This is a genomic window from Allobosea sp. GW821-FHT10B12 (assembly GCF_059415545.1).
In genome coordinates, this window is the sequence record NZ_JBWKNL010000016.1 from 40,312 (window position 1) to 61,066 (window position 20,755).

Here is a 20,755-nt window from a genome sequence, read left to right on the forward strand (position 1 = left end):
GTGGTTCACTCCGGTTCACAGTGAACATAGGCGGTTCACGGCGCGGCACCAAGCGCTGCGCGTTTACCATGTTTCACGTGAAGCGCTGGAGCGCTCTTCAGCGATGCACGCCGAGATGGGCGGTCAGGCCGCCATCGATCGGCAGGACCGTGCCGGTGATGTAGGCAGCCGGCGGGCTCAGCAGGAAGGCGGCGAGGCCCGCGACCTCGTCCGGCCGGGCGAAACGGCCGGCCGGGATCTGGCCTTCCATCTTGTCGCGATAGGCGGCGTAGGGCGCCATCATGTCGGTGTCGACGAAGCCCGGCGCGATCACGTTGACGGTGACGCCGCGTTTGCCGGTCTCGACCGCGAGCGTCTTGGCATAGGAGATCAGGGCGCCCTTGGACGCCGCATAGGCGGCGTTGCCGGGATTGCCGCGCAAGGCCGCGACCGAGCCGATCGCGACGATGCGGCCGGCCTTGGCGCGGATCATGGCGCGCATCAGACTCTTGGCGAGACGGGTGAAGGCCCAGAAATTGACCTGCATCGCTGCCTCGGCCTTGTCCTGCACCAGCATGGCGGCGAGCGTGTCATAGGGCTGGCCGGCATTGTGGACGAAGCCGAAATAAGCCTCGCCCTCGCATTGCTCGCAGAAGGTGTCGAGCGCGGCCTTGTCGGAGAGATCGAGCGGCAGGGCACGCACTGCACAGCCGGGGGCGGCCTGCGCGATCTCGGCGGCGAGCGCCTGCGCCTGCTCGCCGGAGGAGCGATAGGTGAAGTCGACATCGTGGCCAGCAGCCACGAGCGCCCGCACGATCGCGGCGCCGACACCCTTGGCGCCGCCGGTGACGAGAACCCTGGTCATGCTGCTGATGGCCCGGCGGTCAGGACGAGGCAGGTGTTCTGGCCGCCGAAGCCGAAGGAGTTCGACAGCACGGTGCGGACCTTGGCGTCGCGAGCCTGGTTCGGGATGACGTCGAGCGCGATCGCCGGATCGGGTGTGATGTAGTTGATTGTCGGCGGGATGCGGCCATTGGCGATGGTCAAGAGCGAGATCACCGCTTCGACCGCGCCGGCTGCGGTCAGCGTATGGCCGAGCATCGACTTGTTCGAGGAGATCGGCAGGCTCGCCATGCGCTCGCCGAAGACGGCCGAACAGCTCATCGCCTCCATCTTGTCATTCTCCGGCGTCGAGGTGCCGTGCGCGTTGATGTAGTCGACATCATCAGGGGTAAGGCCGGCATCGGCGAGGGCGTCCTGCATGGCGAGGATCGCCGGCTTGCCGTCCGGGCTCGAGCGGGTGCGGTGGAAGCCATCGCCGCGCTCGCCGCAGCCGGCGACGATGCCGAGGATGGTCGCGCCGCGCGCCAGTGCGTGGTCGTAGTCTTCCAGCACCAGCGCGCCGGCGCCTTCGCCCATGACGAAACCGTCGCGATTCTTCGAGAATGGTTTGGCGGCGCCTTCCGGCGGATCGTTCTGGGTCGAGAGGGCTGAGAGGAGCGAGAAGCGGATCAGCGCCTCGGCATGGACCGAGCCGTCAGTGCCGATGCAGAGTGCGGCGTCCGTCTCGCCGCGGCGGATCGCCTCGACGCCCATCTGGATCGCGGTCGCGCCCGAGGAACAGGCGGTCGAGAGCGAGATCGGCGAACCCTTGGTGCCGAACTTCTCGGCGATGTGCTCGGCGACGCCGCCGAACAGGAAGAGCTCGTGCATCGCCTGGTGCTTGTGGCGGGCGGCGACGCGCAGCAGGGCGTCATAGTCGGTTTCGTGCGCGGCGGCCTGCGCCAGCTCCTGCTTCTGCGGCCACTCCATCTCGACCGGCGGCACGGCCATGAAGAGCTCGCCCGGGAAATCGCCGGCTTCGCCAAGGCCGCTCTGCGTCACCGCTTCCTCGGCGGCGAGCGTGGCGAGCTTCTCGGAGAGCTCCGGCGCCGCGAAGGAGCCGTCGAACAGGAAGTCGACGGTCGCGGCGATGGTGGTGCGCAAGCCGTCGGTCGGGAAGCGCTCGATCCGGTGAATGCCGGAACGGCCGGCGGTCAGGGCTTCCCAGTTGGCGTCCTTGCCTTGGCCGAGCGAGGTGACGATGCCGAGGCCGGTGACGGCGACGACTGGCCGGCCCTGGCTGTCGCGATGGCTTGCACCCATGACGCCTCTCCTCAAGCCTTGACAAGTCGGGCGGCGCCTTCGCCGCGCCAATGTGCTGCACCGGTAACGATCGCCTCATTCGCCGCGCCGGTCGAGAGCGCGGACGCGGCGAGCGCGACCGAGACCGGGAAGGCAGCTTCGACGGAATGGCCGACGAGATCGCCGGTGGCGACGCGGCGTGCCTTCGGGGCAGCCTTGGCGATCGCGGCGGCCTCTTCGTCGGTGATTTCGGCGCAGCCGGTCGCGGCCGAGATCGCTAGCGCATCGACACCGATCGGGCCGAAGCCGGTGAGCAATTCGTCGAGCGCCTTGGCCACCGAGCCGGGCTGGCGGCGGCTTCGATGAGCGCCGGCATGGCTGAGGCGGGCATGGGCCCTGGCACCGCGCGCTGCGGCGCGCTCGGCCGATTCGAGCACGAGGAAAGCGCCGGCGCTGCCGGTGATCATGCCGGGCGCGTCGCTGCGAGCGAAGACCGGAGTGAACTCGGCAGAGCGGAGGAAGCCGCCGAGCTCGAAGAGCAGCAGCATGTCACGACGCTCGGCATTGTAGGCGCCGCCGACGAGAATGATGTCGGCCTGGCCGGCTGCGATCCGGGCCCGGGCGGTGCGGATGGCATCGACACCGGCCTGCTCCTCACCCATCAGCGTACGCGAAGCGCCGGTGATGCCATGGACGATGCCGATGTTGCCAGCGAGCAGGTTGGAGAGCTGGGCCAGGAACAAGGTCGGCCTGAGATCGCCCATCAGCCGCTCATTGAGGAACGCACCCGGCTGGTTGGCGTTGCGCAGGCCGGCCAGCACGGCGGCGTCGACGGCATGGTCACGCTCGCCGCCGCCGGCGGCGACGATGACCTGGAGCTGGCTCTTGGCCTCGGTATCGTCCTTCAGCCCGGCCTCGTCGAGGGCAAGGCCCGCGGCGTAGACGCCGAGGCGCTGCCAGGGCTCCATCTGGCGCTGGTCGGATTTCTTCGGGATCTGCCGGTCGAGCTCGAGCGGCTTCAGCGGGTGCAGTGGATAGGGCGCGAAGCTCTGGGTATCGACGACGGGTGCGGCATTCGTAGCGAGCGCCTGCGCATGCGTCTCGATGCCTTCGCCCAGGCTGGAGGCGATGCCGATGCCGGTGATGACGACGTCGCGGGCCATGTCAGGCTGCCTCCGGGGAGAGGCCGATGGCAGCGATGCGGCTCTGCATCAGGGTGCGCATATCGGCGGGGAAGGGCATCAGGCGAAAGCGCAGTTCAGCATCGCAGATCGGCTTGCCGCCGATCGTGATCTTCGCCTTGGTCGCGGCGTAGCCGGAGCCCTCGATCACCAGTTCGGCGCTGGTTTCGAGTTCGGCATTCGGTTCGACGAAGGTGCGGAAGCGCGCCTTGTCGACCGTCATCAGGAAAGGCATCTGCGTCAGGCCGTTCAGCCCGAGCAGCAGATAGCCGGAGGCCTGCGCCATGGTCTCGGTGAGCAGCACGCCGGGAACGAGCGGATGGCCGGGAAAATGGCCCTCGAACACCGGGCTTGTCGTCGGAACGGTCGAGCGCGTCAGAATCCGCTTGTTCGCCGGATCGAAGCTCTCGACCTTGTCGATCATGTCGAAATATTCGAGGCGCATGCGGTTCCAACCCGTCTCGCCGCGATCGGGGTCTGGCCCCGCTTGCGGCGTTTCAACGTCCAGCGGCGGCCCCGGGGGGCCGGGGAAGCGTTCAGGCAGCCTTGGCGGCGACGAGGTCGTCGATGCGCTTGCACAGGTTCTCGAGCACGAAATACTGCTCGGCCGGCGCCTTGCCCTCATTGACCTCCTGGGTCCACTGCTCGAGCGGCAGCTTGATGCCAAAGGCCTTGTCGATCGCGAAGGCGATGTCGAGGAAGGCGAGGGAGTCGATGCCGAGATCGTCGATCGCGTGGCTCTGGGGCGTGATCTTCTCGCGAGGAATGTCGCAAGTTTCCGAAATGATGCCGGCGACCGTCTCGAACGTGGCGGACATGCGGGTGCTCCCGTCGTGGATGATGATGGCGGACGGCGTCCGGGCGCGTTCGCCCCGCGCCTGCCCCAAGCCCCCCGCCGAGGATGGCTGTGACCGCCCCCTTACACCTGCGTGCAGAATAGGACAACCGTCACGACCAAATAGAGACGCCCGGCTGTGGGGCCGGGCGTCCAGTATCGTCTTCGCAAGCCTTAGGCTGCGATGCCGCGCAGCACGTAGTGCAGGATGCCAGCGTTCTTGAAGTAGTCGAGCTCGTCCAGCGTATCGATGCGGCAGAGGATCGGAACCTTCTTCACCTTGCCGTCGGCATAGGTGATCTCGGCTTCGAGCGTCTGGCGCGGCTTGACGGTGGCGAGGCCCTTGATCGTCACGCTCTCGTCGCCCTTGAGGCCGAGCGAAGCCCAGCTGGTGCCTTCCTGCAGGGTGAACGGCACCACGCCCATGCCGACGAGGTTCGAGCGGTGGATGCGCTCGAAGCTCTGTGCGATCACGGCCTTGACGCCGAGCAGGTTGGTGCCCTTGGCCGCCCAGTCACGCGAGGAGCCGTTGCCGTATTCGACGCCGGCGAAGATCACCAGCGGCACCTTCTCGGCCTGGTAGCGCATGGCCGCATCGTAGATCGGCAGCTCTTCCTTGGTCGGATAGTGGATGGTGTAGCCGCCCTCGCGCCCGTTCGGGCCCATCATGTGGTTGCGGATGCGGATATTGGCGAAGGTGCCACGCATCATCACTTCATGATTGCCACGGCGCGTGCCGTACTGGTTGAAGTCGGCGACGGCGACGCCATGCTCGGAGAGATAGGCGCCTGCCGGCGAGGCGGCCTTGATCGAACCGGCCGGCGAGATGTGGTCGGTGGTGATCTTGTCGCCGAACAGGCCGAGGATGCGAGCGCCGACGACGTCGGTGACCGGGCTCGGCTGCTTGCCCATGCCGCGGAAATAGGGCGGGTTCTGGACATAGGTCGAGTTGTCGTCCCAGGCATAGGTCTGGCCCGTGGGAGCCTTGACCTTCTGCCAGTTGGCGTCGCCCTTGAAGACGTCGGCATACTTCGCCTTGAAGATCGCCTTGGTGACGTTCTTGGCGATGAAGGCCTGGATCTCCTTGTTGGAGGGCCAGACGTCCTTGAGGTAGACCGGCTTGCCGTCCTTGCCCATGCCGAGCGGCTCGGTGGTCAGGTCGATCTGCACGGAACCGGCCAGCGCATAGGCGACGACCAGTGGCGGCGAGGCGAGATAGTTCGCCTGCACGTCGGGCGAGACGCGGCCTTCGAAGTTGCGGTTGCCCGAGATGACGGCGCCGGCGATTAGGCCCTGATCGTTGATCGCCTTGGAGATCGGCGCCGGCAGCGGGCCGGAATTGCCGATGCAGGTAGTGCAGCCGAAGCCGACCAGGTTGAAGCCGAGCTTGTCGAGATCCTTCTGCAGGCCGGCCTTGGCGAGATACTCGGCCACGACCTGCGAGCCCGGGGCGAGCGAGGTCTTGACCCAGGGCTTGACCTTGAGGCCCTTCGCCACGGCATTGCGGGCGAGCAAGCCTGCCGCCATCAGCACCGAGGGGTTCGAGGTGTTGGTGCAGGAGGTGATGGCGGCGATGACGACGTCGCCATGGCCGAGATCGAATTTCTCACCCTCGACTTTGACCCGGCGGGACAGCTCGCCACCCTTCTTGTAATCGGCGTCCATCGCGGCAGCGAAGCCGCTCTTGATCGCGCCGAGATCGGCGCGGCCTTCCGGACGCTTCGGGCCGGCCATCGAGGCCTGCACCGTGGTCAGGTCGAGCTCGAGCGTGTCGGTGAAGACCGGGTCGGGCGTCGATCGGGTGGCGAACAGCCCCTGCGCCTTCGAATATTTCTCGACCAGGGCGACGCGGGCCGCCTTGCGGCTGGTCGTCTCCAGATAGTTCAGCGTCTCGGCGTCGACCGGGAAGAAACCGCAGGTCGCGCCGTATTCCGGGCCCATATTGGCGATGGTGGCGCGGTCGGCCAGCGTCAGGTTGTAGAGGCCGGGGCCGAAGAACTCGACGAACTTGCCGACGACGCCCTTCTTGCGCAGCATCTGGGTGACGGTCAGCACCAGGTCGGTCGCAGTGATGCCTTCCTTGAGCTTGCCGGTGAGCTTGAAGCCGATCACCTCGGGCAGCAGCATCGACTGCGGCTGGCCGAGCATGGCGGCCTCGGCCTCGATGCCGCCGACACCCCAGCCGAGCACGGCCAGGCCATTGACCATGGTGGTGTGCGAATCGGTGCCGACCACGGTGTCGGGATAGGCGACCTCGACCGTTTCGGTCTTCTTGCCCTTCTTCACCTTCTCCTTCGCCGTCCAGACGGTCTGGGCGAGGTATTCAAGGTTGACCTGGTGGCAGATGCCGGTGCCGGGCGGCACGACGCGGAAGTTGTCGAAGGCGCCCTGGCCCCATTTCAGGAAGCGATAGCGCTCGCCATTGCGCTGGTATTCGAGGTCGACGTTCTGCTTGAAGGCCTTGGGCGAGCCGAACTCGTCGACGATGACCGAGTGGTCGATGACCAGGTCGACCGGCACCAGCGGGTTGATCTTCTTGGGGTCGCCGCCGAGGGCGACGACGCCGTCACGCATCGCGGCGAGGTCGACCACCGCCGGCACGCCGGTGAAATCCTGCATCAGCACGCGGGCGGGGCGGAAACCGATCTCCTTGCCGGCCTTGCCCTTGTCGCTGAGCCAGCCGACGAAGGCCTCGATATCGGCCTTGGTGACGGAGCGGCCGTCCTCGAAGCGCAGCAGGTTCTCGAGCAGCACCTTCATCGAGAAGGGCAGCTTGGAAATGCCGGCGAGGCCGTTCTTCTCGGCAGCCTTGAGGGAGTAATAGACGTATTTCTTCGTGCCGACGGTCAGCGTCTTGCGGCACTTGAATGAATCGAGCGAGGCCATGAGGGCTTACATCCTGATAAGGGGGTTGCGGTCACGAGCCGAATCCCGCCTTGCGGATGAATCCGGTCGAAGGCCTGTTGCGCATGACGCGCACGCCGCCCCGGGAGTGCCCGAGCCCCGCGCCGGATCGGCGTGCGGCGTAGCCACGGGTTCTATAGATCAATTCCAAGAAGCCCGCTACAGGCTCGATATGCGTCGGATGAAGAGCTAATGACGCTTCGGAAGACAGGCTCGGCGTGACGCAATCTCTATTCCAGACCTTTGCCTTGACCGCTGAAGGCCTCGCTTGCCGCCGTGGCGGACGCGCGATCTTCGACGGCGTCGGCTTTCGGCTGGCGAATGGCGAGGCGATCGCGCTCACCGGCCGCAACGGCGCCGGCAAGTCGAGCCTGATTGCCATGCTATGTGGACGCCTCCGCCCGGAGGCGGGGACGATCAAGCTCCATGGCCTAGACGATCTGCCGCTGGCGGAGGCAGCTCATCTGGTCGGCCATCGTGACGGGCTCAAGACCGCGCTGACGGCGGCGGAGAATCTGCGGTTCGCGCAGGAATTGCTCGGCTCGCCGGGCCTCGCCCCGGCCGAGGCGCTCGCCACAGTCGGCCTGCCGCAGGCCGGGCCGCTGCCCGTCGGCTATCTCTCCGCCGGCCAGCGCCGGCGCGTCGCCCTGGCGCGCCTCCTGGTGGCGTCGCGGCCGATCTGGCTGCTGGACGAGCCGATGGCGGCGCTCGATGTCGGCTCGCAGGCGATGCTGTCGCAATTGATGCAGGGGCATCTGGCGGCGGGTGGCGCGATCTTGGCCGCGACGCACGGGCCGCTCGGACTCGACGGCGCGCGCGAACTCAGGATCGAACCGTGACGAGCGCCTTCCTCGCCATCCTCAGGCGCGACCTTGCGCTTGCTGTGCGGGCCGGCGGCGGCGGCGAACTCGCGCTCGTCTTCTTCCTGACCGTCGTCGTGCTGATCCCGTTCGCGCTCGGGCCCGACCTTAACCTGCTGTCGCGGATCGGCCCGGCGATCCTTTGGCTAGGGGCGCTGCTGGCGACGCTGATCGGGCTCGACCGGCTGTTCCAGGCCGATGAGGAGGATGGCTCGCTCGATTTGATCCGCGGCGCGCCGCTGCCATTGGAGCTCGCCGCTTTCGCCAAGGCGTTGGCGCATTGGCTGACGACCGGCCTGCCGTTGACCTTGGCTGCGCCGCTGCTCGGGCTGCTCGTCGCCCTGCCGGCGGAGAGCGTCCTGCCGCTGACGGCGAGCCTCGCTTTGGGCACGCCGGCGCTGAGCTTCATTGGCGCTGCCGCCGCAGCATTGACGGCGACTCTACGCCGTGGCGGGCTGATCCTGCCGATTCTGGTCGCGCCGCTCTGCGTGCCGGTGCTGATCTTCGGGGTCTCGGCTTCGGACGCCGCGCGTGGGCCAATGCCGTTACAAAGCCCGTTGCTGATTCTGGCCGCGTTGTCGCTGATGGCGGCTGCCGTGGGGTGCATTGCGGCGGCGGCGGCGCTGCGCCAGCCGGACTGATGCTTTCAGACTTCGGACAGCATCTCGCCGCTGTCGAGTTCCAACGCGCAGCCGGATTGGGTTGCCAGCCGGGCGACGACGGCAGCGATATCCTCGAGCGCGACGTTGTCGTCAACGAAGCGGAGCTGGACCTCTTCGGCCACGCCGAAGACGTCGACGACCCGCGATTCACCGGCCTTCGAACGCACGGTGGTTTCGATGTCGCGCCACATGGGATCGGATAGCTTGATGAGCATGACAATCCCTCCTGCAATCAAACTAGCCCCGAAGCTGAATTGCCGCAAGAAAAAAATTAATTAATTCAATTAGTTAGCAGATCTCCCCAGTGCGTCATGACGCTAAGGCATTGCTGCTTGAGCAACCTCTTGAAATTGAGTGAGTTAATCACATATCTTCACTTACTCATTTTTGGCACGAGGGGTGCCCGATGTCGGGGCTTGAACGCGGCGAACGCCTTCAGATCATGCTCAGCGTGGAAGAGCTGCGCGCCGTCGAGAACTGGCGCTTCGATAAGCGCATGCCGAGCCGGGCGGCGGCGGTGCGCGAATTGCTACGGCGCGGCCTTGCATCCGAGGGTTTCGTGATCGCCGGCGAAGGCGTCAGCTCCGGCCGCTTCGGCGTGGTCGACGTCGGCGGCGCCAACGCGTCGTCCAACGGCAACGACGAATAGCGGCCTCATCGTCGCAGGGGCTGCTGGTCGATTGTGAGCCGGGCCGCCTATTGCTACATGCTCTCTGGTCGAAAGAAGAGCAGAGCCGGCCACCACCTTCATGGCGAGCCTCACCGAACTGGCCAATCCGGCGCGCTTCATGCGCCTGTCGAGCGCGTCGCTGCCCTGGCTTGCGGGCGCGGCGGCGTTGCTGCTCGCCACCGGCTTCTATCTCGTCTGGTTCGTCGCCCCGTCCGACTACCAGCAGGGCGAGACCATCAAGATCATGTACATCCACGTGCCGGCTGCCTGGCTGGCGCTGATGTTCTACTCGATGATGACGCTATCGGCGCTGGGCGTGCTGGTCTGGCGCCATCCGCTCGCCGACGTCGCCCAGCAGGCGGCGGCACCGATCGGCGCCTGCTTCGCGCTGATTTGCCTGCTCACCGGCTCGTTCTGGGGCAAGCCGATGTGGGGCACCTACTGGGTCTGGGATGCGCGCCTGACCTCGATGCTGGTGCTGTTCCTGCTCTATCTCGGTTTGATCGCACTGCGCCGCGCCATTGACGAGCCCTCGCGGGCCGGACGCGCCGTTGCGATCCTGACGCTGGTCGGCTGCGTCAACATCCCGATCATCAAGTTCTCGGTCGACTGGTGGAGCACGCTGCACCAGCCGGCCTCGGTGCTGCGCCTCAGCGGCCCGACCATCCATTCCTCGATGCTCTGGCCGCTGCTGATCACCGCTGTCGGCTTTACGCTGCTGGCGCTGGCGCTGCATTGCGCCGCCATGCAGGCTGAGATCCTACGCCGGCGGGTGCGGACGCTGACGATCTTCGAGGCCGAGCGGCTCGACCGCCTCTCGCTGCAGGCGGCGCAATGATGGATCTGCTCGGACCCCATGCCGGCTTCATCCTTGCCGCCTATCTGGCTGCGGCGGTGATCCTCGGCGGGCTCGCCACGGCGATCCTGCTCGACCGGCGCGCGCAGCGGCGTGCGCTCGCCGCGTTGGAGGAGCGCGGCGCTGGTCGCCGTGGTGGAAGCGCGTCATGAGCGAGGCCACCGCCACGCCGCCGCGGCGCTCGCCCTGGCTTTACGCCATCCCGCTGCTGGTATTCGCCGCCCTGGCCGCGGTGTTCGCCAAGGGGCTGTTCTCCGGCGATGCCAGCAAGGTGCCCTCGGCGCTGATCGGCAAGCCGGCGCCGGCGATCACATTACCTCCGCTTGAAGGCTTGCAGCGCGACGGCCAGCCGGTGCCGAGCTTCGGCATGGCCGACCTCGCCAAGGGCAAGGCGACGATCGTCAATGTCTTCGCGAGCTGGTGCGCGCCCTGCCGGGTCGAGCATCCCTTCCTCGTCGCCATGGCCGACTCGCCCGCGGTGAAGCAGGGCAAGGTCCAACTCGTCGGCTTCAACTACAAGGACGAGGCCGAGAACGCCCGCCGCTTCCTTGGCGCGCTCGGCAATCCCTATTCCGCCGTCGGCGTCGATCGTGCCGGCCGCGCCGCGATCGACTGGGGCGTCTACGGCGTGCCGGAGACCTTCCTGATCGGGCCGGACGGGCGGATCCTCGACAAGCATGTCGGCCCGCTCGACGGGCAGGCGGCTTCACGCATGCTGGCGAAGGCGGCGGCGCTGGTGAAGTGACGGCCTGAGCTCAGGCCGCCTTCTTGCCGCTGACCAGGCTCTCGAACATGCCGCGTCCGTCGGTGCCGCCGACGAGGCCGTCGATCAGGTTCTCCGGGTGCGGCATCAGGCCGAGAACGTTGCGGTTCGGCGAGTAGATGCCCGCGATGTGGTTGAGCGAGCCGTTCGGATCGGCCTCGGCCGTGATCTGGCCTTCGGCATCGCAATAGCGGAAGGCGACGAGGCCTTCGCCTTCGAGCCGGGCGAGTGTCTCGGGATCGCAGATATAGTTGCCCTCGCCATGGGCGATGCAGACATCGATCACCTGGCCCTTGGCATAAGCCGAGGTGAAGGCGGTGTCGTTGCGCTCGACCTTGAGGTGCTGGCGCTTGCAGACGAATTTCAGATTGGCGTTGCGGGCGAGCACGCCCGGCAGCAGCCCGGACTCGCAGGCGATCTGGAAGCCGTTGCAGATGCCGAGCACGAGGCCGCCGCGCGCCGCATGCGCCCGCGTCGCGTCCATGATGTGGGCGCGGCCGGCGATGGCGCCGCAGCGCAGATAATCGCCATAGGAGAAGCCGCCCGGCAGGACGACGAGATCGGTGCCAGCAGGCAGCTCATGGTCGCCATGCCAGACATGCTCGACGGTCGCGCCAGCCTGGCGCAGGGCCTTGGCGACGTCGCCATCGCGGTTCGAGCCGGGGAAGGTGATGACGGCAGCCTTCATGGATTGGCCCTTCTTGACTGGCGGTAGCTCTCGGCACTCATCGTCATGGTGATCACCGTGACGGCCTCGCTGCCGTGTCCCTGCTCTTCGCGTCGGCTCTCCTCCCTCATCCCGAGGGAAGAGTAAAGAGCGATGCCGTTCCCATTGTAGGCGCGCACGCCCAGCCGCGCATTATGCGCGCCGAGCTCGTCGAAGATCACATGCAGCGCGTGGCCAAGCAATTGCCGGCCATGGCCACGCCGCTGCTCGGCGACGGCGATGCGGCGCACCAGGATGGAGTCGGCTTCGATCGCGACCTCCTGCAGCATCACGAAGCCGGCGATGGCGCCGTCAGGCTGACGTGCAACGAAATAGCGATGCGTCGGATCGGCCATGCCGGCGAGGTGTTCCTCGCAGCTCCAGCGGCCGACGGTCGCCTCGTAGCCGGGCCTGCGCTCGCAGGCCATGATCGCGTCGATATCGGCCGGCGTCGCCGGCACGATCCTCGACGTATGCGGGCTCATGCCAGCAGCTCGACCCGATAGTTCTCGATCACGGTGTTGGCGAGCAGCTTCTCGCAGGCGGCCTTGAGCGAGATCTCGGCGGCCGCCTTGTCGGCGCCGTCGAGCTCGATGTCGAAGACCTTGCCCTGGCGGACCGAGCCGACGCCGTCGATGCCGAGCGATTTCAGCGCGCCCTCGATCGCCTTGCCCTGCGGGTCGAGCACGCCGGTCTTGAGGGTGACGGTGACGCGGGCTTTCATCGTGATCTCCGGGCGGGATTTTGTGTGGGTGCCTTAGCCGCGAATCGGTGAAGGCTCAACCATTTGTCGTGCCTTGTGTCGACGCGGCGGTGGCGCTGCCGTCCTGAAGGCCTTGCAGATAGTCGAGCACTGGCTTGGCCGCCTCGCCACCCATCTTGGCATGCGTGAGCAGCGGGATGCCGTGGGGGCCGGGCGCGGTCAGAGCGTTCGGCATGGCGGCAAGATGGGCGCGGACCAGGTCGAGATGTCCCAGCATTGCCGCCGCGAAGACGTCCATCCTCGCTCCGCGGGCGAGCAGGAATTCGGCGATCTCACGCCGTCCGGTATGGGCAGCCGCGCCGAGGCCGCTCTCCCAATCGCCGCCGCCCCAGTCCCAGACCGCGTTCACCAGGGTCGGATGCTCTGCGACGAGCGCTGTGACCCGCTCGAGATTACCGTGCGCGGCGCGGACGAATTCCTGGACCAGTTGTGGGTCGAGCTGTGGCTTGTCGCCCATCGGAGTCTCCTGCTTACCGGTCGATCGGCAATATCAGCGGCTAGCCCAGGTGGCGCGGGCGAAATCCTGGGCGGCTTGCGAATCGTCGGTCACTGCGATCGCCATGGCGAGCGTGTTGTCCTTGCGGGCGTAGAGGATCGCGGTCGAGGCTAGGCGGCCGCCATCCTTGGCGCGAATCTCGACCAGGATGCCGTCGGTGTCATCCTGCTTGAAGCGGGAGACGGTGGTGCTGCTCTTCGGCTGCTCGGTCTGCTTGGCCTTCGGCCGCTTCGAGAACTCGCGCGCCAGTCGCGCCGGGTTGAGTGCCAGCGTCCGCGCCATGTCAGCGGCCTCGCGGCCCTCGAAGCTCAAGAGCGCGGCGACGCCGGGCCGGGCGCAGTCCTGCGGCGTGCAAAAGACCATCGCCTTCGGGTTGATGCCGTCGTTGACGACCCAGTTCTGGATCGGCAGCGGCTCCCAGCCCCGCCCGGCGGCGAGCTGGACGAGGCCCGGCCCGAAATGATCGGCGCAGCCGGCGACCAGCAGCAGGCCGAGCGCGAGTGCGCCGAAACGCAAACGGGAGCGCAAGCGCCCCCGTCCGTCGATCAGAGCCTCAGTAGCCGTCACGCTCACTGCACGAGGCGCGGCCCGGTCGGGCCCGGCTTCTCGTTCTCGCCGAGGATGCCGAGGCGGCGCGCCACCTCGGTATAGGCCTCGATCAGCCCGCCCAGGTCGCGGCGGAAGCGATCCTTGTCCATCTTGTCCTTGGATCGGATGTCCCAGAGACGGCAGGAATCGGGGCTGATCTCGTCGGCGACGACGATGCGCATCATGTCGCCTTCCCAGAGCCGGCCGCACTCCATCTTGAAGTCGACCAGGCGGATGCCGGCACCGAGGAACAGGCCGGAGAGGAAGTCGTTGACGCGGATGGCGAGCGCCATGATGTCGTCGATCTCCTGCGGCGTCGCCCAGCCGAAGGCGGTGATGTGCTCTTCCGAGACCATCGGGTCGTTCAGCGCATCGTTCTTGTAATAGAACTCGATGATCGAGCGCGGCAGCTGCGTGCCTTCCTCGATGCCGAGCTTGGTCGAGAGCGAGCCGGCAGCGACATTGCGGACCACGACCTCGAGCGGAATGATCTCGACCTCGCGAATCAGCTGCTCGCGCATGTTGAGCCGGCGGATGAAATGCGTGGGAACGCCGATATCGTTGAGATTGCTGAAGATGTGCTCGGAGATGCGGTTGTTGAGCACACCCTTGCCGTCGATCACTTCATGCTTCTTGGCATTGAAGGCGGTCGCGTCGTCCTTGAAATGCTGGATCAGCGTTCCAGGCTCCGGTCCCTCATAGAGGACCTTCGCCTTGCCTTCGTAAATGCGACGGCGGCGGTTCATCGGGATATACCGTGGCTTGAGGAAATCCAAAGGGTCGGCCTCTCTCTGGTCGCGGTTGCCCGCGGCGGGATCATGGCCCTGTTCAGCACGCTCTCGCGCAATCCCGTTGCTCTGTCGAGTTCGATCTTGGCGCGCCGGTCCGGCTGGTTCATGCGGGCCTCGCTCCATTGGGAGCTCGCCACGCTCGCGCTATATGGGCCTTTCGCGCTGCAAACGCAACAAAGGGCCCAAGGCGAGGCCTCCGAGCCCGATTCGGCCGAGTTGAATCGGCTTATTGGCAGAGCCTCTAGCCCGCACCGCCATCACATTGCTATATGGCGAAGCTGATATCGCGCCGCAGCAAGATTGCCGCTCCGAAGAGGATAAGAGCCACATGACCACCTTCGACCAGCGCAAGGACGCCTACGAGAACAAGTTCGCTCATGATGAGGAGCTGCGCTTCAAGGCGACGGCCCGGCGCAACAAGCTGCTCGGCCTGTGGGCGGCGGAGAAGCTCGGCAAGAGCGGCGCCGATGCCGATGCCTATGCCAAGTCGGTGGTTCTCGCCGATTTCGAGGAAGCCGGCGACGAGGACGTGCTGCGCAAGGTCAAGGCCGATTTCGCCGCGGGTGGCGTTACGATCGCGGACGACGAGATCCGCCGGACGATGACCGAGCTCTTGATCACGGCCGCCGACGAGATCCAGGCCGGTCGCTGAAGAACACCCGGGCGCAAGGCGGACTTCTCCGCATTGCGCCCTTGAGCATGGCGCATGCCGTATCGTTTGCCTTTCACCGCCGGTTCGGTTCAGGGTCGATGGACCCGCCAGTGGTGAAGAGCGGGCAACCGGATGAATGCGCCCATGACCGCCGCCAAGCCGACCGTGCTGTCCTCGCTCGCCGATCGTCTCGCAAAGGGCGAGACGCTGCTCTCCGCCTGGTGCGGGCTGCCGGATCCGAGTGTCGCCGCGATCCTGGCGCAGGAGGGCTTCGACGCGGTCACGCTCGACATGCAGCACGGCCCGATCACGCTCGCCGAGGTGATCCGGGCGATCCCGCTGATCAACGCTGCCGGCAAGCCGGCGATCGCGCGCATCCCCGTTGGTGAGTTCCAGAACGTCTCGAAACTGCTCGATTCCGGCGCCTCGGGCGTGATCGCGCCGATGATCAACACGATCGAGGACGCACGCCGGCTCGCGGCCTATGCCAAGTATCCACCGCTGGGCGAGCGCAGCTGGGGCAGCTATGGCGGCCTCGGCGCTTCCGGCCTCGACCAGAACGGCTATCTCAACCAGGCCAACGGCTTCTCGCTGACCTTCGCGATGATCGAGACACGCGAGGCGATGGCGATCGTCGACGACATCCTCGCTATCGAGGGGATCGACGCGCTCTTCGTCGGTCCGTCCGATCTTTCGATTGCGCTGTCGGGCGGTACCTCCGTCAACGCCTCCGCCAAGGAGGTCGACGATGCGGTGCGCCATATCGTGGCGCGGGCGAACGCCGTGAAGAAGCCGGTCGCGTTCTATGCGGCAACCGCCGAGCGGGCCAAGCAGGGCGTCGAGATGGGCGCGCGCCTGGTCACCGTTATGAGCGACACTGGCCTGCTGCGGGCGGCGAGCCAGGCGGCGCTCAAGGTGATCAGGGGCTGAGCATCGCTCAGGCGTTGATGCCCTCGCGGGATTTCAGAACCGCATAATAGGCCCAGAGCAGGCGCGCGGCGACGCCGCGCCAGGGGCGCCACGCCTCTGCCAGAACGGCCAGCTCGGCCGGCTTCGGCCGCTCCGGCAGGCCGAAGGCGACCTTCGCCGCCTCCTGTACGGCCAGGTCGCCGGCGGCGAAGCCGTCGCGATGGCCGAGGCAGAACAGCAGATAGACATCGGCGGTCCACGGGCCGATGCCGGACACCGCGGTCATGTGCGTGTGAACGAATTCCGGCGTTGCCGCTTCCAGTGACGCCAGATCGAGCCGGCTCTCGATAATCGCCGCGGCGACGGCGCGCAGCGTCTTCTGCTTGGGCCGCGACAGCCCCGAGAGCCGCATTTCCTCATCGCTGGCGGCGAGGACGCGTTCCGGCGTCAGGGGGGTGAGCACGCTCTCGACCCGGGTCCAGACAGCGCGGGCGCTCGCCACAGAGAGCTGCTGCGAGACGATGATCGAGGCGAGACTCAGGAACCCGCTTTCCCGGCGACGCAAGGGCGGGATGCCGGTGCGAGCGATGATCTGCTCCCAGACAGGATCGAGGGTCGTGAGAGCGGCCATGCCCTCTTCAAGATCGGCGGTGCTGGAGATCGTCGTCATACCGCTCGGGTCTATCGCCGATCGCTACTCCTGGTCCTGTCAGGAGGCCGGGCTTGGCTGAAGATGCGGAGGACCATAGACAGGGGGGATGGTGTCGTCTCCACCCGTTTTCCGGTTTGCACCGAGCCCGAACGGGCGGCTGCATCTCGGCCATGCCTATTCGGCGCTGGAGAATGAGCGGCTGGCGGCGCGCTTTGGCGGCGAGCTGCTGCTGCGGATCGAGGATATCGACCTGACCCGCTGCCGGCCCGAATTCGAGCAAGGCATCCATGAGGATCTCGCCTGGCTGGGGATTTCCTTTTCGCCGCAGCTGCGGCGGCAATCGGAGCATTTCGAGGATTATCGCCGGGTGTTGGACCAGCTCGAGGCGATGGGGCTGATCTATCCCTGCTTCTGTTCGCGTCAGCAGGTGAAGGAGGCGGTTCGCCGACGCGAAGCTGAAACCGGAATGCCCTGGCCGCGCGACCCTGATGGTGCGCCGCTCTATCCGGGAACCTGCCGCGCCCTGGGAGGCGAGGAGGCGCGCTGGCGCAGCGAGGCAGGTGATCTGCATGTATTGCGCCTCGCCATGGATCGGGCGCAGGCCCGAACGGCCGGGGAAACACTCTCCTATCGCCTCTTCGACGCGAGCGGAGAGGAGCATGACATCGTCGTTGACCCGGCGCGCTGGGGCGACGTCGTTCTGGCGCGCAAGGACGTGCCGACGAGCTACCATCTCTCGGTCGTGGTTGACGACGCCTTGCAACGCGTCAGCCATGTCGTGCGCGGTCAGGATCTCGAAGCCGCGACCGACATCCATGTGCTGCTGCAGCGCCTGCTCGGTCTGCCGACGCCGCGCTATCATTTCCACCGGCTGCTCGGTGACGAGACCGGGCAGAAGCTGGCGAAGAGCCGGCTGTCGCCGGGGCTCGTCGATCTACGGGCACAAGGGGTGGCACCGGAGGCGATCCGGGCGCAGCTTGGTTTCACGTGAATCGCTCCCGACCCGCAGATTTTGATCGGGTGGGCGGGAATCCGGCTAGCCGACGCCGAGAAAGGTCAGCCAGCCGATCGTGGTGAAGAGCGAGAGACCGGTCGAAAGCGCGATCGCGCTGGAGGCGTCGGAGACGCCCTGCTTGTAGCGCTCGGCGAAGAGATAGGCATTGATGCCGCAGGGGCAGGCGGCGAAGAGCACGGCGACGCCGGCCCAGGCCACCGGCATGGAAAAGACCTTAGTCGCCAGCAGGAAGACGATCAGCGGGTGCAGCACGAGCTTGAGGAAGCTCAGCACCGCGGGCAGGGCGATGCCGGAGGCCAGGCCATAGCGCCGGAGCGCGATGCCGAGACTGATCAGTGCGCAGGGGACGGCTGCGCCCGCGATCAGGTCGACGATCGACCAGAGTGGCGCCGGCACCATGCCGACGAAGGGTCGCGCGGCGCTGCCGAGCAGGATGCCGATGATGATCGGATGGGTGAAGAGCCGCCTGAGCAACAGAATCGGCGAAGTCCCCTTGCCTTCGGCAAGCAGCGTGGCAGCCGTCATCGTCACCGGCAGGTGCACCGCCAGCAGCAGGCCGAGCGGGACTGCGCCGGCCTCGCCATAGGCCTTCAGGATCATCGGTACGCCGACGAAGACGGTGTTCGACTGTGCCGCCGCGAAGCCCGAGACGACGAGCTCGGGGCCTTTGCGGGCGAACAGACGCTGCGCCACGAGCTGCGCGATCAGCCAGACGACGGCGAGGCCGGTGAAATAGGAGATCCAGTAGCCCCAGGGCTGGTCCGGCGGGATTGCTGCCGTCGCCAGCGTCTTGAACAGCAGGCAGGGAACGGCGAGCACGAAGACGAAGTCGGAAAGGCCTTCGCCGGTGGTCTCGCGCAGCACCTTGGTCCAGCGCGCGCCATAGCCGATGGCGATCAGGCCGAAGACGGGCAGGACGATGAGCAGGGAGGAAAGCATCTGGCCCGTGGGCAGGAGTTAAATGTCAGCGCAATTGCGCGGTCTGGCCTCCGGCCCGTTCGATCAGGCCCTGGATCTCGTCGCGCTGGCGCTTGAACTCCGCGAGCGTCCTGCCGTCGAGCTCGCGGCCGCGCGGCACCTTGATCTTCATCGGGTTGACGAAGTTGCCGTTGACCATGACCTCGTAGTGCAGATGCGGCCCGGTCGAGAGGCCGGTGTTGCCGAGGAAGCCGATCACCTGGCCCTGGCGCACCTTGACGCCCGGCGCGATGCCCTTGGCGAAGGCCGACTGGTGCGAATAGGTGGTGACATAGCCGTTGGCGTGCTGGATCTCGATGCGGCGGCCATAGCCCGAATCCCATTCCGCCTTGATGATCGTGCCGTTGCCGGCGGCGAGGATCGGCGTACCGATCTTGTTGGCCCAGTCGACGCCCGTGTGCATCTTCGAATAGCGCATGATCGGGTGGTAGCGCATGCCGAAGCCCGAGCGCATCTCGGCATCGCTGATCGGCTTGCGCAGCAGGAATTTCTTCAAGGAGCGGCCATCGCTGTCGAAATAATCGATCAAGCCGTCCTCGGGCGCCTGATAGCGGAAGACCTGCCGGGTCTCGCCGCCGATGGTGAGGGTGGCGGAAAGAATCTCGGCGCGCTCGCCCTCGTCCTCATCGGTGAAGATGACCTCGAGATTGTCGCCGCCGCGCACGCGCTGCTGGAAATCCAGATCGTAGGAGAAGATGCGGACGAGCTCGTCGATCAGCGGGCGTGGCAGGTCGTGGCGCAGCCCGGTCTCGTAGAGGCTCTCGTAGAGGCGCGCGCCCGTGCCACCCTCGCTGTCCTCATCCTCCTCCTCGTCCTCGGCGTTGGCCTGCGACTTCTGCTGCGGGCCGATCGTTTCGGGCTTCGGCAAGGTGACCGGGACGAAGGCGCCCTTGTCATTGACCGCGACAGCCGCCGTGGGCCGGCCGTTCTCGAGCAAGGTGACGCGGACGATCTGGCGGGGGTCGCCCGGGCGCGGGCCCGGCGCGAACAGCGCCTGCAGCACCTGGCCTTCCGGCAGGGCGGCGACCTTCACGCGGCCGTCGAACGCCCTGATCATCGAGACGATCTGGTCGCGATTGGCGCCGACATTGCGCACCACCGTCTCGAAGTTCTCGCCGCGCCGGGTGATCAGCAACTTCTCCTCGACCTGCGGTTCGCGCGTGGCTGCGATCGGGGTCTTCGGCGCGTTGGTCACGTTCTCCGGGACGACGCGGACCTCGATACCCGAGAACGAGGTGTCGGTCGCGGGTGCATAGGAGAGCAGGCTGCCGCCGGCGCCGGCCTGGCTGCCCTGCGCGAGGGTGCGGCTCAGCATCAATTGCGGCGGAATCGGCAAAGCGGCCCGGCGGTCGGCGGCGGCGAGGTTGGCGCGCTCCTCCTCCATCTGGTTGACCACATCGGCGTCGGTCAGGTTGGCCTTGCCCGGCGTGACCGGCAGGTCGGCGAGGTCGCGCTTGGTGATCGAGACGTCCGCATCCGGCATTTCGGTGACCGGTTCGGCATAGCGCTCGCTGCCGGGGGCGCCTTCGGCGAAGAGCCGCAGCGGATTGAAGGGCGGGATATTGGTCGCGTAGACGCCGCTGGTCAGCGACAGATTGGTCGAGAGCCGGACGAAGGGACGGACCCGGATGACCTCGCGGTCGCCGATGCGCTGGGACATCGGTGCGCGTAGCGCATGCCGCGCCGAGGCGATCGGCTGCTCGGCGACGAGCTTGTCGCCCTTGCGGGCGCCGCCGCCGACCGAGGTGGTCTGGTGCAGGGTGATCGGCTCGGGGCGTTCGACGAAGCTGGTGTCGCCGCGCACGGCGACCAGGATGGCGCCGCCGAGTAGCGCCGCGCCGCAGGAGCCGACCAGCAGGCAGGCCGCGAGCCAGCGCAGCGAGACGCCGCGGCGATCCATGCCGGCGGGCGCGGACCCGGCGGGGGTGATGGGCGGCTCGATTCCGAGATCGACGAGGAGCGCCGTCGCTTCCGGCGTCAGCGGCTCATGCGGCGCTCTCAGATCCGGAGGGGCGTTCATCGGGCGTCTGGCGAATCCATGAAAAGCACCCGACGGGCGCCGGGCTCGATGCCGTGATTGAGCATGGCCCTATAGAGAAGAGAACATGCCTTCGTCACGCGCCGGAATCAATCTCGGGACCGGTCCCGATGGGACGCCGCCGCGCGGACGCCGCGGCTGTGGGCAATAATTGCGGCTGTTTGCGGGCGGGAGCGTTGCGGGAGGGGCGAGCGAGGGCGGCTGGACCGGCCGGAATTCCGGGGAGGGTCGCGAGCCGGATAAAAAAATGCGGACCTGTCGAAAAACTTTCATCTGCTGTGTTGACACCCGGAAGAGGTTCCCCCTATAAAGCGGCCATCGAGACGGCGCCGC

General features: G+C 66.9%; 25 protein-coding genes. 9 read left to right on the forward strand and 16 right to left on the reverse strand.

Annotated features, from left to right (window positions below; all coding sequences use genetic code 11):
* Positions 1 to 97: 97 nt before the first annotated feature.
* From AC07O0_RS29485 to acnA, 6 genes are all read right to left on the reverse strand, one after another.
* Complete coding sequence (locus AC07O0_RS29485) at positions 98 to 844, reverse strand: SDR family NAD(P)-dependent oxidoreductase (RefSeq protein ID WP_494628302.1); 747 nt, start codon at positions 842 to 844, stop codon at positions 98 to 100.
* On the reverse strand, positions 841 to 2,124 hold the full coding sequence (locus AC07O0_RS29490) for a beta-ketoacyl-ACP synthase (protein ID WP_494628303.1): 1,284 nt from the start codon (positions 2,122 to 2,124) through the stop codon (positions 841 to 843). Before AC07O0_RS29490 ends, AC07O0_RS29485 begins: the two co-directional genes overlap by 4 nt.
* 11 nt (positions 2,125 to 2,135) lie before the next feature.
* Positions 2,136 to 3,266, reverse strand: coding sequence for a beta-ketoacyl-ACP synthase (locus AC07O0_RS29495; protein ID WP_494628305.1), 1,131 nt, complete (start codon positions 3,264 to 3,266; stop codon positions 2,136 to 2,138).
* Position 3,267: 1 nt separating this feature from the next.
* Positions 3,268 to 3,729: a 3-hydroxyacyl-ACP dehydratase FabZ family protein gene (locus AC07O0_RS29500; protein WP_494628307.1), complete on the reverse strand. Its 462-nt coding sequence runs from the start codon at positions 3,727 to 3,729 to the stop codon at positions 3,268 to 3,270.
* Between the two features lie 91 nt (positions 3,730 to 3,820).
* A complete protein-coding gene (locus AC07O0_RS29505) occupies positions 3,821 to 4,102 on the reverse strand; it encodes an acyl carrier protein (protein WP_066473700.1) in 282 nt (93 codons plus the stop codon).
* 191 nt (positions 4,103 to 4,293) lie between these two features.
* Positions 4,294 to 7,005, reverse strand: coding sequence for an aconitate hydratase AcnA (gene acnA / locus AC07O0_RS29510; protein ID WP_494628309.1), 2,712 nt, complete (start codon positions 7,003 to 7,005; stop codon positions 4,294 to 4,296).
* 236 nt (positions 7,006 to 7,241) lie between these two features.
* Between acnA and ccmA the strand changes: the two genes are divergently transcribed.
* Positions 7,242 to 7,862 (forward strand): heme ABC exporter ATP-binding protein CcmA, encoded by a 621-nt coding sequence (gene ccmA / locus AC07O0_RS29515; protein WP_494628311.1) that lies wholly within the window; start codon positions 7,242 to 7,244, stop codon positions 7,860 to 7,862.
* On the forward strand, positions 7,859 to 8,524 hold the full coding sequence (gene ccmB / locus AC07O0_RS29520) for a heme exporter protein CcmB (protein WP_494628312.1): 666 nt from the start codon (positions 7,859 to 7,861) through the stop codon (positions 8,522 to 8,524). The genes ccmA and ccmB overlap by 4 nt, the downstream gene beginning before the upstream one ends.
* Positions 8,525 to 8,529: 5 nt before the next feature.
* Here ccmB and AC07O0_RS29525 read toward each other — a convergent pair whose 3' ends face one another.
* The gene (locus AC07O0_RS29525; RefSeq protein WP_494628313.1) at positions 8,530 to 8,760 is read right to left on the reverse strand and encodes a hypothetical protein; all 231 of its coding nucleotides are present in this window, start codon (positions 8,758 to 8,760) and stop codon (positions 8,530 to 8,532) included.
* Between the two features lie 191 nt (positions 8,761 to 8,951).
* On the opposite strand from AC07O0_RS29525, the gene AC07O0_RS29530 reads away from it, so the two are divergent.
* The 4 genes from AC07O0_RS29530 to AC07O0_RS29545 all read left to right on the forward strand — a co-directional run bounded on the left by AC07O0_RS29530 (position 8,952) and on the right by AC07O0_RS29545 (position 10,816).
* Positions 8,952 to 9,194, forward strand: coding sequence for a hypothetical protein (locus tag AC07O0_RS29530; protein WP_494628315.1), 243 nt, complete (start codon positions 8,952 to 8,954; stop codon positions 9,192 to 9,194).
* Between the two features lie 100 nt (positions 9,195 to 9,294).
* On the forward strand, positions 9,295 to 10,053 hold the full coding sequence (locus AC07O0_RS29535) for a heme ABC transporter permease (protein ID WP_494628317.1): 759 nt from the start codon (positions 9,295 to 9,297) through the stop codon (positions 10,051 to 10,053).
* The gene (gene ccmD, locus AC07O0_RS29540; RefSeq protein WP_494628318.1) at positions 10,053 to 10,223 is read left to right on the forward strand and encodes a heme exporter protein CcmD; all 171 of its coding nucleotides are present in this window, start codon (positions 10,053 to 10,055) and stop codon (positions 10,221 to 10,223) included. The genes AC07O0_RS29535 and ccmD overlap by 1 nt, the downstream gene beginning before the upstream one ends.
* On the forward strand, positions 10,220 to 10,816 hold the full coding sequence (locus AC07O0_RS29545; RefSeq protein WP_494628320.1) for a DsbE family thiol:disulfide interchange protein: 597 nt from the start codon (positions 10,220 to 10,222) through the stop codon (positions 10,814 to 10,816). The genes ccmD and AC07O0_RS29545 overlap by 4 nt, the downstream gene beginning before the upstream one ends.
* A gap of 10 nt (positions 10,817 to 10,826) precedes the next feature.
* Here AC07O0_RS29545 and purQ read toward each other — a convergent pair whose 3' ends face one another.
* Genes purQ through purC form a run of 6 tightly spaced genes read right to left on the reverse strand, consistent with a single transcriptional unit; the run spans position 10,827 to position 14,163 of the window.
* Positions 10,827 to 11,522 carry a phosphoribosylformylglycinamidine synthase subunit PurQ gene (gene purQ / locus AC07O0_RS29550; protein ID WP_494628322.1) on the reverse strand — a complete coding sequence of 232 codons (696 nt, stop codon included), beginning with the start codon at positions 11,520 to 11,522 and terminating at the stop codon, positions 10,827 to 10,829.
* Complete coding sequence (locus AC07O0_RS29555) at positions 11,519 to 12,025, reverse strand: GNAT family N-acetyltransferase (RefSeq protein ID WP_494628323.1); 507 nt, start codon at positions 12,023 to 12,025, stop codon at positions 11,519 to 11,521. The genes purQ and AC07O0_RS29555 overlap by 4 nt, the downstream gene beginning before the upstream one ends.
* Positions 12,022 to 12,264: a phosphoribosylformylglycinamidine synthase subunit PurS gene (gene purS, locus AC07O0_RS29560; RefSeq protein WP_494628325.1), complete on the reverse strand. Its 243-nt coding sequence runs from the start codon at positions 12,262 to 12,264 to the stop codon at positions 12,022 to 12,024. Before purS ends, AC07O0_RS29555 begins: the two co-directional genes overlap by 4 nt.
* A gap of 55 nt (positions 12,265 to 12,319) precedes the next feature.
* On the reverse strand, positions 12,320 to 12,760 hold the full coding sequence (locus AC07O0_RS29565) for an ankyrin repeat domain-containing protein (protein ID WP_494628327.1): 441 nt from the start codon (positions 12,758 to 12,760) through the stop codon (positions 12,320 to 12,322).
* Positions 12,761 to 12,793: 33 nt separating this feature from the next.
* A complete protein-coding gene (locus AC07O0_RS29570; RefSeq protein ID WP_494628329.1) occupies positions 12,794 to 13,327 on the reverse strand; it encodes a hypothetical protein in 534 nt (177 codons plus the stop codon).
* Between the two features lie 41 nt (positions 13,328 to 13,368).
* Positions 13,369 to 14,163 carry a phosphoribosylaminoimidazolesuccinocarboxamide synthase gene (gene purC, locus AC07O0_RS29575; protein ID WP_291675428.1) on the reverse strand — a complete coding sequence of 265 codons (795 nt, stop codon included), beginning with the start codon at positions 14,161 to 14,163 and terminating at the stop codon, positions 13,369 to 13,371.
* Positions 14,164 to 14,506: 343 nt separating this feature from the next.
* Between purC and AC07O0_RS29580 the strand changes: the two genes are divergently transcribed.
* A complete protein-coding gene (locus AC07O0_RS29580) occupies positions 14,507 to 14,830 on the forward strand; it encodes a DUF1476 domain-containing protein (RefSeq protein ID WP_494628331.1) in 324 nt (107 codons plus the stop codon).
* 144 nt (positions 14,831 to 14,974) lie between these two features.
* The gene (locus tag AC07O0_RS29585) at positions 14,975 to 15,760 is read left to right on the forward strand and encodes an HpcH/HpaI aldolase family protein (RefSeq protein ID WP_494628333.1); all 786 of its coding nucleotides are present in this window, start codon (positions 14,975 to 14,977) and stop codon (positions 15,758 to 15,760) included.
* A gap of 7 nt (positions 15,761 to 15,767) precedes the next feature.
* Here AC07O0_RS29585 and AC07O0_RS29590 read toward each other — a convergent pair whose 3' ends face one another.
* Positions 15,768 to 16,409 carry a DNA-3-methyladenine glycosylase family protein gene (locus AC07O0_RS29590; RefSeq protein WP_494628335.1) on the reverse strand — a complete coding sequence of 214 codons (642 nt, stop codon included), beginning with the start codon at positions 16,407 to 16,409 and terminating at the stop codon, positions 15,768 to 15,770.
* An 88-nt stretch (positions 16,410 to 16,497) separates the two neighbouring features.
* On the opposite strand from AC07O0_RS29590, the gene gluQRS reads away from it, so the two are divergent.
* Positions 16,498 to 17,382, forward strand: a complete 885-nt coding sequence (gene gluQRS / locus AC07O0_RS29595; protein WP_494628337.1) for a tRNA glutamyl-Q(34) synthetase GluQRS — start codon at positions 16,498 to 16,500, stop codon at positions 17,380 to 17,382.
* Positions 17,383 to 17,427: 45 nt separating this feature from the next.
* Here the strand turns inward: gluQRS and AC07O0_RS29600 are convergent, their stop codons facing one another.
* Together AC07O0_RS29600 and AC07O0_RS29605 are read right to left on the reverse strand one after the other, a co-directional pair.
* Complete coding sequence (locus tag AC07O0_RS29600; RefSeq protein WP_494628339.1) at positions 17,428 to 18,345, reverse strand: AEC family transporter; 918 nt, start codon at positions 18,343 to 18,345, stop codon at positions 17,428 to 17,430.
* 25 nt (positions 18,346 to 18,370) lie between these two features.
* A complete protein-coding gene (locus AC07O0_RS29605; protein ID WP_494628341.1) occupies positions 18,371 to 20,404 on the reverse strand; it encodes a peptidoglycan DD-metalloendopeptidase family protein in 2,034 nt (677 codons plus the stop codon).
* Positions 20,405 to 20,755: the final 351 nt, after the last annotated feature.